The sequence below is a fragment of the Bradyrhizobium sp. Mp27 genome (genome assembly GCF_029953005.1).
Lineage (GTDB): Bacteria > Pseudomonadota > Alphaproteobacteria > Rhizobiales > Xanthobacteraceae > Bradyrhizobium > Bradyrhizobium barranii.
In genome coordinates this window covers 1-398 of the sequence record NZ_JASAUS010000665.1, presented here as the reverse complement: position 1 = coordinate 398, position 398 = coordinate 1, and the positions used below count along the sequence as shown (strand labels likewise).

The 398-nt window shown below is 61.3% G+C and carries 1 pseudogene; it reads left to right on the top strand.

Features of this window, described 5'->3' with window-relative positions:
* Positions 1-205 precede the first annotated feature (205 nt).
* Positions 206-398, top strand: a pseudogene (locus QJT78_RS52225) (DDE-type integrase/transposase/recombinase); the annotation flags it as partial.

Below are 398 nucleotides of genomic sequence, written 5' to 3'. Positions count from 1 at the left end.
GTGGTCAGGCGGCGAAAAGCCGAAGGCAATCCTGTGCGCCTCGTCAGAGCAGATGTGCGGCCACATCAATCGGACTAGAAAACGCACTCTCACGAATAGGACGGGCTAGATCATCGACCTGGCGCTGGAGTTACCTGACCTGTCGCCACGCGAGCTGGCCGTGCGGTTCACCGACGAACGAAAGTACTTTGTATCCGAGGCGTCGGCCCATCGCGTCTCGATCACAATGGAGGCGGCCTTCTGCGTCGAAGCGGTCCAGGAGGCGTTGGCGAAGCACGGCAGGCCGAGATTTTCAACACGGACCAGGGCAGCCAGTTCACCAGCCTCGAGTTCACCGATGTGCTGCTGGACGCGAAGATCGCCATCAGCATGGACGGCAAGGGCGCCTGGCGCGACAA